The sequence below is a fragment of the Candidatus Alcyoniella australis genome, assembly GCA_030765605.1.
Lineage (GTDB): Bacteria > Lernaellota > Lernaellaia > JAVCCG01 > Alcyoniellaceae > Alcyoniella > Alcyoniella australis.
In genome coordinates, this window is the sequence record JAVCCG010000135.1 from 1 (window position 1) to 7,959 (window position 7,959).

The following is a 7,959-nucleotide window of genomic DNA, read 5'->3' on the forward strand; positions in this document are numbered from 1 at the left end:
ATGTCCAAAGAACTTCTTGGCGAGCGGGCTACTAGAGCCACATCCGCCTACGAGATGCGCAGCCTGCTCGGGCTGCTGCCCAATCCCGATATCGTTCTGCGCCGCGCGGGCAAGTCGATCACCGTCTTCCGCGAGCTGCTCACCGACGATCAGGTCAACGCCTGCGTCACCTCTCGTCGTCTGGGCGTACTGTCCTGCGAGCACGAAATAGAGCCTGCCTCGGGCCACCGCGCAGATAAAAAAGCCGCCGAGATCTGCCGCACCGCCTTCGAGCACGTGGACACCGACCAGCTCGTGCGCGAGATCCTCAACGCCGTGCTGTTCGGCTACGCGCCGATCGAGATGCTTTGGCGCTACGAGGCCGATGCGCTGACGCTCGCGGACCTGGTCGGCAAGCCGCCCGAGTGGTTCGGCTATGACGACGACAACCGCCTGCGCTTTCTCTCGCGCGAGCAGCCGATCAACGGCGAGCTGTGCGATCCGCGCAAATTTTTCGCCGCGCGCTACGAGGCCGGCTACGACAATCCCTACGGCTCGGGCATCTTGAGCAAGTGCTTCTGGCCGGTGGTCTTCAAGAAAGGCGGCCTCAGATTCTGGCTCAATTTTGCCGAGAAGTTCGGCACGCCCTGGATCGAGGCCAAAGTGCCCAAGGGCACTGACGCCAACGAGCGCGAGATGCTGGCCGACCGGCTGGTGCAGATGGTCCAGGACGCCGTGGCCGTGCTCGAGGAGGGCGAGGAACTCAAGCTGCACGGCGTGGACGTCAAGGGCAGCTCGGATCTCTACGACCGGCTTGTGGCCGTGATGAACGCGGCGATCAGCAAGACTGTGCTGGGGCAGACGCTGAGCACGGAGGTCGGCGATAAGGGCAGCTACGCCGCGACCAAGGGGCACCTCGAGGTGCGCGACGACTACATCGGGGCCGATAAGCGGCTGGTCGCCGTGACCATGCGCAAGCCGCTGGGCCTGTTGACGAGCCTCAACGTGGCGGGAGCCACGCCGCCTGTCTGGCGCTGGTTCGAGGAGGAGGATGTCCGCAAGGACCGCGCCGAGCGCGACAGTCTGCTGCGCGAGAAGCTCGGCGTGCTGTTCACGCCCGAGTACATCGGACGCACCTACAACATCGAGCCCGAGACCGACTTTACCCTCGATCAAGTTGCGGAACAGCCCCAGGAGTCCGCGTCGATCGATGCGAACGAATTCAGCGATGAGGCCGACGCCCAAGCCGTGGTGCGACTGGTCGGCAAGGTTAAGGACGCGGTGAAATGAAGCATCTTGTGCGCCGCACCCAACGCGATATCGCCGAGCTGGTGCGCGAGCGGGCGCGAGAGCTCGTGCCCAAGCGAACGCACGAGCTCGAGCGCTCGATCATCGTGGTCGAGACCCCACGGGGCTGCATAGTGGGGTCTGATAAGCGATACGCGGCTACGGTCCATGATGGCGAGCCACTCCCCGGTCCGCACGAGATCGTGCCGCGACGCGGGAAGGCGCTGCGTTTTACAATCGGCGGCAAAACCGTATTCGCGCGACGCGTCCAGCACCCCGGCGCTTCGTCCTTCCCGTCAACGCCCTACCTGCGCGACGCTGTAAAGGATGTGCTGCCCAAGGCCGAGAAGCTGATCCTCGCCCGCTTCGGCGAGGAGGTCGTGAGGCAGTTCAAGGCCGCCGGTTTCCGGCGGGGCATGCGCTACAAGCGGCTTAGGTAGCTGCCGTCCACTTTGGACATTTGTCCAGACTAACTAAATCGGTTAACATTAGGCGACACTTTGGACATTTGTCCAGAGTGACTAATTTAGTAAACTTCAGTGCCAATTGGCACACCGTATTCAGCAATTTTACAGTCTCGCCCACACGTCAAACAACGCTCAGCCCTTTACTTTTATTACCCCTGAGCCTTCTTGGCCCGTGCTCTTCCATTGTCCTTAATTCCAGGAGGAATCGGACCCCTTTCTCTCGTCTTTTTCTCCGGAATATTTTCTATCCTACAACGATAAAGAGAAAGAATATAAGAGCCAGGCCAATTGATAAGCTGCTTAGATAGATTGAATAATGGCCCAATTTCCCATACCTAGTGCTTCTGTAATCAATATTAACCGAATCGTCGTCCATACATTTCATCCAATGGTTTATTCTAAAATATTTACCGACCACGTTAAAAGCGATAGCGGCAATCGCTGATAAAAACGTCATTTTGGCCCACAATGGATCTTTGATAATTTCGGCCTCGAGGAGCACCCAAACCGCAGCGATAATAGCTATGGCGAATGTGGTTATATCCTTCCTAATCTCATTTCTATCACTGATATACTGCTCACAGACGAATTTGTATTCTTCTTCTGCAGTCATGGAATCAATCCTTTGACTTATCTGTATCGCCTACAGGATCTTTAGCCGGTGGAATAGGACCTCGAGCTTTTTTCTTCGCTGAATCCTTGGATTTCGCTACAGCTTTTTTCGCTGAAGGTTTTTTTGTAGCAGTCTTTTTAACTGACATTTTCTTCGGCCTTTTTCTGCGTCATCCCTCTTTTTTAGCGGGTGGAATTGGCCCTCTTGCTTTGGGCTTCGGCCTCTCTACGTCCGAGTCCTTCCTGTTGACTCTGTCTGAAAGGGGGATTCCTTTTTCAAAGGGCCTATGAGTTTCAGCGATGGTAGTATCTGAATCGGATTTTTTGGAGCGGTCGTTCTTGTCGTCTACCATGACAGACCTCCTAATAGAGTTTCATTCTTATACTACGCACAATATTAATTGCCAATCCCACGATTTCCTTTTGCCAATTGGCACAGCTCACGGCTGGAAGGTCTCACTCGTTACGCAGGACATGGCCTTGTCCGCGCGCCTATACCACTCTGTATTGCTTATTCCCAGGTCTTTGCGCATCTGGGCACGCCACGCTTCATCTTGTAAAAGGCCGTTCTGGTCTCTGAATTTCGAGTCCATGCCCTGCGTTTTGCAGCGATAATTCGCGGCGGCAATTTCCTCGACGGACCACGGCCAGCAACCCTCGGGCACGATCTCGATCTCCCAGGTCGGCGCGCTATAGGCCGGAATTGCTCCCTTGCCGTCGTTAGAGAATAGGACCCTGGCCACCTGTGAGCCCTTGCCGATACAGGATTCAGCGGCCAGTGCGCGCAGCTCGACCCAGCCCGCGTCGAACTTGGACGCCTGCCCTAGGGCCGCCTGCATCGCGGTCGGCCCGAGCTGGTCGTGTGTCAGCGTCTGGGGGAACAGGACGTAGGTTCTCACGGCCAGGCGCTGCCCCTGCCGGATCAACTCGGTTTCAAGAAAGCGATAGCCCCCGACCTTTGAAGGAACAGGGCCCGGAATACGATGTCCGTTATAAACGATCGTAAATCCCGTGCTTGGTACGGTGGCCTCGGCGCTATGCGGCGTGGGGCTGGGCGTCCGTTGGGCTACGACTGCCGGGGAAGGTGTCGAGACTTCTGGTTGATTGCCAATCCCGGCCAATATAACAAGAATCAGGACCGGCAGCCCGAGAAAAACGAGCAACCAATACCATTTAAATTGTGTGTTCCCAGCCATATTACAGGTCGCTCGAAAACTGCCACACCACGCGGCCGACGATCAGCTCTTTGATATCGCGGTCGTTCAGGTCCAGCACCAGCGGGATCCAGCCCGAGGCCGGGTTGTCGGCGTTGAGCACCAGCAGGTGCCCTCTGCGCGCGGTGCGCTTGATTGTCAGGCCGTCCTCGGTGCGCACCAGGAATATCTTGGGCGTCTTGTAGCGGCCCGGGTCCAGGTCGTCGCGGTCCACGGCCACGATGTCGCCGGGCCTGATCGTGGGCAGCATCGAGGTCCCCTGCACCTTGTCCACGGTGAAGGCCACCAGGTTCTTGCGGCCCTTGATCTGGTCGCGGTGGATCACGGCCCAACCCTTGAGCGCCTCGCGCCCCACCATCTCAGCCCCGGCCGCCACGGCCCCCGCCACCAGCGGCACGCGCCGGAACTCGACCGGCTCCGCGTCCTCAACGCCGTTCGCCATCGGCGCGGCAACCAGGGTTACGGGCAGATCGGCCAAGGCCTCGAGATCAAGAAATTCGGGATCGTCATCCCCGCTTTGCTTTGGCCCGGTGCCGAATAAAATCCACTGCGGGAAATAGTCAATTCTCTGAAATAGCCGCTCCAATAAGTCCAGAGGTGGTGTTTTTTTCTCTCGGATATACGAATCAAGCTGACTCCCTGACACCCCCATTAAGCTCGCCAGGGTCTCCGGACGCAGGCTATTATCTTCCATTATTTTTTGAAGCCGTTGCCCAATTCCAACAGGGGTTTTTTGAGATAGCAAGATTGGGTTTTTCCCATCGAGCAGCCATTTCGGATTGATGTCGGTTCGACCGCAGATCCGATCTAGCGTACTTCCCGACGGCCTGACTCGGCCCGTTTCTATCTGCGAGAGCCCTCCTGAGGTTATACCAATCAGCTTTGCAAGGGCTCTCTGAGAAAGCCCTGCTCTTTCCCGGAAAATAGAGATCCGGCCTCCGATTTGCTTAGTGGCTAATTTATTGCTTGACTCATGCTTAGTCACTAAGTATATTTCCTCTTAGTCAACTACTTGCTCCGGGTGAAAGATGGGCTCCCAACTCAAAGCGCTCCTTGTTTTGCACGGTATCCGGCAGAAGGAAATCGCTGCCGAGATGCACTTATCCCCCTCAACGATCTGCCGCGTTCTCAACGGCGAAAGGCGCTCTCCCCGAGTCGAGGCCCACATCCGCCACCGGCTTGCTCGCCAGCCCAAAATCAACCTATCCCACCCCCGCGAGGCCGTCAATGTCTAAGTCAAAACGAAAATCAGACCCCCGGACCTCTGGCCAGCGCGACCTTCCAGGCATCGGATCGAAAGAACCGGAGCCGGGGGCATTCGATATCGACGCCGCCATTCGCGCCTGGCTGGTGCGCGCCTCCGGCCGCAACCCGCTGTCGCGTGCGGTAATTGCAGCTCGCGTGGGCGAGCTCGTCAGCAGGCCCGACCTCTCGCAGGCGGTGTGGGACGCCTACTGCGCCGGCAGTAAAGAGGGATACCGCCTCCCCGCGTCGTACATTCCCGCAGTCTGCTGGGTGCTTGACGATTACGAGGGTCTGGCGATTCTCGCGCGCGCCGTGGGTTACGACACGGTCGGCCCAAGTGAACGGCACTTCGTGGAACTCGGCCGCAAAAAGGCCAAGGCCGCCCGCCTGGCGCATGAAATCGCGGCGCTCGAGGCTGAGGCGAGGAGAGCCTGATGGCCGCCGACTACACCAACAAGTCGGTGCAAAAGGCCCTTGATCTAATCGAGACCCTGTCCGGCCGCGAGCTCGAGTTCACTTCGCTGGCCGCGATCGCCGAGGCCTCGGGCCTCGAGAAGGACAACGCGCTGCGCCTGCTGTGGAACCTCGAACAGCGTGGCTACGTTGAGACCAACGGCAGGGGCTCCTACCGCCTCAGCCCACGCATCGTTCGTTTTGCCGAGAAGTTCCGCCTGGGCCTGGTCGAACGCGCCCGGGCGCTGGATTCCACCTTTCAATCTTACATCGGAGATATAGATGACCGACAAGAACCAGGCCCCCATCGCGGATGAAACCCAGATAGTGGCCCCCGGCAACGATGCCAAGCAGGCGGCTGTAGAAAAGGTCATGGCCGCGCACCGTGCGGCCGTCAGCCGCATCATTGAAGAGCTTCCCGACGACCCCGATGAGCTGAAGTTCCGCGTCCGCGCCTTGGCCCCGATGCGCGTCCGCATCGACTTCGAGCTGGGACGTACTCTGCTCAAACTCAAGTCGCTGGTCCCCTACGGCGAGTTCACGGAATTCGTAGCCGATGAAGTCGGGTTGCATTACCGCGCAGCCGGTCGGGCAATGCTGATGGCAAAAAGGCTCAACGACCATCCGCGGCTACTCGCCTCGTACCAAGAGAATCCAAAGCAGGGCCACATCCTGGAAGTGACCGAGGAAGAGCTGGACGAATTCGATAAGTCGGGGCAGCTTTTGGGACGCCCGGCCGATGAGTTTTTCAGCATGACCAAGGCCGAGCTGATGGCTGAGCGCGAGAAACAAACCAAGGCCATCAAGAAACTCGAGTCCAAGGCCAAAGATAAGGATACGCTGATCGAAGCGCTGCGCGGCGAAATCGCCAAGTTGCGCGACGGCCTCTCGCCCGCGATGGCCGAGGCCGAGGAGCAGCTCGACGTCGAGCTTAAGGCTTTCCAGGCGCACTTTAACCTGCTGCGTTCAATCGATCCCGACAATGTGGAAAACGATGTTCGCGGCCTGGTCCTCGGCCACTACACGCGCCTGACGGAGCTAGTGACTGAGGAATACCAGGACGCCTGCGAGCGCTTCCACGCCTCGGGCAACCCCGACTTGATCAACATCCCGACCAGCCCTGCGGAGTAGGCCGTGGCTGCGGTTGATCCCCGGATCGGCATTGAGCTGGCGGACCGCATGAGCGCGGCCGCATCAGCCGCCGACCGATCGCGCATCGTCGAGGAGTACGAGGCGCGTCTGGGCATGTCGGCCGCCACGATTTACCGCATCGCTAAAGCCCACGGATGGGAGTCCGGTCGCAAACAGCGGGCCGATGCGGGCACGTATCGTTGCGACCTCACCGACGAGCAGATCCGCACGCTGGCGGCCATGCAGGTGCGCGCCACGCGCGCCAACGGCAACCGTACCATGCCCACCTGGGTGGCGCAGCTCCACGCCTCGGACAACGGTCGCGCGCCCGCCGACGTTTCGCCGGCCACGATTAACCGCCACATGCGCCGCCTCAATATCGGCACCAAGGCCCAGCGCGCTCCTCAATCGACCTGGGGCACACGCAGCCTTTACCCCAACCACGTACACCAGGTGGACGCCTCGATCTGTATTCAGTGGCGTTTTTCCGGCAAGGCCGAGAAGGGGCCGTCCGTGCCGCGCGACATGCGGCTTATGTACTACAAGAACAAGCCCGAGTACTTCCGCAAAGTGAAAAAGGTTCTCATCCGCTACGCCCTGGTCGATCACTGCTCGGGCGCGTTCTACTGGCGTTATTTCTACGAGTCGGGCGAGTCTCGCGAGCTGGCCGTCGAGTTCCTGCTCGAGGCCTGGGCCAACAAAGACCTTCCTAACTATCCCTTCCACGGCGTCCCTAAATTGCTTATTTCGGACAAGGGCTCGGGATTTGAGAACCAGTTTTGCGAAAACTTGTTTGCCCGTCTGGGCGTCGAGTTCCAGGCCCACGAGGCCGGCCATCCCTGGGCCAAGGGCAGTATCGAATCCCACCACTGGCTGATCGAGCGTTTTTTCGAGAGCAGTCTCAGCCTCAAAGCCGCCGAGAACCTCGACGAACTCAACGCCCGGGCCTGGGACATGATGGCCTACCTCAACGCCTGCAAGCCGCACAGCCGCACCGGATCCCCGCGCTCCCGCTATTGGGCCTGGAAGGTTGGCGACCTGCGCGAGCTCCCACCCATCGAGGTCTGTAAGGCCCTAGCGCGCAGCGCCCCCGTGGAGCGCACAGTAAAAGGCGGCCGCAAGGTCGGCTTCAAGGGCAACGAGTACCAGCTTCGTGGCGGTACGTTCGTGGGCGACAAGGTCATGGTGGACTACTCGCCATACGAGTGGCCCCAGGCGATCCGCTGCTGGCGCATCGCGGACGGCGTCGAGCTCGCGGCCACGTTGGTAAAGACCGACGAGCACGGGTTCGACGTGCGCGGCCAGGTCTGGGGCGATCGTTCCACGCACAAGCGCCACGCCTTCAACCAGGCCGAGCGCCTACGCGCCGACCTGGACCAGGGGCGGATCGACCTCTCCGGCATCACCCCCAAGCCCCAGGCGGGCAAGGTGCCAAAGATCGCCATGCCTCAGCGCACCGGCGCGCCGGTATTCCCCGAGCAGCACGAGCCCGAGGTATTCACCGCCTACGCCGCACTGAAACGCCTGCGCGAGCTGCTCGGCCGCAACATCAGCCCAATCGAGCATCAGTG

General features: G+C 59.8%; 10 protein-coding genes. 6 read left to right on the plus strand and 4 right to left on the minus strand.

Annotated elements, in window-relative coordinates:
• On the plus strand, positions 1–1,269 hold a 1,269-nt coding region (locus tag P9M14_16475; protein MDP8257343.1), incomplete at its 5' end, for a DUF935 family protein.
• Positions 1,266–1,706 (plus strand): hypothetical protein, encoded by a 441-nt coding sequence (locus P9M14_16480; protein ID MDP8257344.1) that lies wholly within the window; start codon positions 1,266–1,268, stop codon positions 1,704–1,706. The genes P9M14_16475 and P9M14_16480, both read left to right, overlap by 4 nt.
• A 271-nt stretch (positions 1,707–1,977) precedes the next feature.
• Here the strand turns inward: P9M14_16480 and P9M14_16485 are convergent, their stop codons facing one another.
• From P9M14_16485 to P9M14_16500, 4 genes are all read right to left on the minus strand, one after another.
• On the minus strand, positions 1,978–2,346 hold the full coding sequence (locus P9M14_16485; GenBank protein ID MDP8257345.1) for a hypothetical protein: 369 nt from the start codon (positions 2,344–2,346) through the stop codon (positions 1,978–1,980).
• Between the two features lie 4 nt (positions 2,347–2,350).
• The gene (locus P9M14_16490) at positions 2,351–2,494 is read right to left on the minus strand and encodes a hypothetical protein (protein ID MDP8257346.1); all 144 of its coding nucleotides are present in this window, start codon (positions 2,492–2,494) and stop codon (positions 2,351–2,353) included.
• A 291-nt stretch (positions 2,495–2,785) separates the two neighbouring features.
• A complete protein-coding gene (locus P9M14_16495) occupies positions 2,786–3,244 on the minus strand; it encodes a hypothetical protein (protein MDP8257347.1) in 459 nt (152 codons plus the stop codon).
• 298 nt (positions 3,245–3,542) lie between these two features.
• Entirely contained in the window at positions 3,543–4,037 is a 495-nt protein-coding gene (locus tag P9M14_16500; GenBank protein MDP8257348.1) for a S24 family peptidase, read from the minus strand.
• A gap of 749 nt (positions 4,038–4,786) precedes the next feature.
• Here P9M14_16500 and P9M14_16505 point away from each other — a divergent pair.
• The 4 genes from P9M14_16505 to P9M14_16520 form a co-directional block, all read left to right on the plus strand.
• Positions 4,787–5,239: a hypothetical protein gene (locus P9M14_16505; GenBank protein ID MDP8257349.1), complete on the plus strand. Its 453-nt coding sequence runs from the start codon at positions 4,787–4,789 to the stop codon at positions 5,237–5,239.
• Positions 5,239–5,574: a helix-turn-helix domain-containing protein gene (locus P9M14_16510; GenBank protein ID MDP8257350.1), complete on the plus strand. Its 336-nt coding sequence runs from the start codon at positions 5,239–5,241 to the stop codon at positions 5,572–5,574. The genes P9M14_16505 and P9M14_16510 overlap by 1 nt, the downstream gene beginning before the upstream one ends.
• Entirely contained in the window at positions 5,540–6,388 is an 849-nt protein-coding gene (locus P9M14_16515; protein MDP8257351.1) for a hypothetical protein, read from the plus strand. Before P9M14_16510 ends, P9M14_16515 begins: the two co-directional genes overlap by 35 nt.
• Before the next feature lie 3 nt (positions 6,389–6,391).
• Positions 6,392–7,959 (plus strand): hypothetical protein (locus tag P9M14_16520; protein MDP8257352.1); only part of this gene is annotated, 1,568 nt, incomplete at its 3' end.